This window comes from Pseudomonas sp. 313 (assembly GCF_000316965.1).
GTDB lineage: Bacteria > Pseudomonadota > Gammaproteobacteria > Pseudomonadales > Pseudomonadaceae > Chryseomonas > Chryseomonas benzopyrenica.
Window position 1 is genome coordinate 1 of sequence record NZ_ANBZ01000027.1, and the last position, 539, is coordinate 539.

General features: G+C 57.5%; 1 pseudogene. It reads right to left on the reverse strand.

The window, feature by feature from the left end:
- Nucleotides 1–477, reverse strand: a pseudogene (locus C722_RS26655) (transposase); the annotation flags it as partial.
- Nucleotides 478–539: the final 62 nt, after the last annotated feature.

A 539-nucleotide genomic window follows, 5' to 3' on the forward strand; every position in this document is an offset into this window, starting at 1 on the left:
GGGGCGCTCCGATCACACCACGGCTGTCCTCGTGAATCTCCCGAATGCGCCTTACCAGGCGTGCATTCTCTTGAGTTCGCGGGCTTGGATCACGATTCTGCCAGGCGTAATAGCCACTGGCAGAAACCTTCAGGCAACGGCACATCAGACGTACCGGGTACTCGTTGCGGCAGCGCTGGATCACCGTGTACCGCTCGATGATTCCCTGGCAAAGTACGCTGCCGCGTCTCTTAAAAAATCACGTTCCTTGGTCACCCGGGCCAACTCACGCTTGAGGCGGGCCAGCTCCTCATCTCGCGGACTACCGGTTCCGGGAAAGGCCTTTTCTGTGCCTGGTTGTGCTTCTCGAACCCAGCGTGTGAGCAGGTTCGGAGCTACACCAATCTCCAGGGCCACTTGTCGACAGCTCGCCCCTGAACGACGAACCAACTCGATGGCTTCCCGCTTGAATTCAGGACTGTATTTCTTGCGCTTCATGAACACTCCTTCAGCTCGGTATGAGCTTACTCGAAAGTGTCCGTGCTAACGGGGTAGAACCC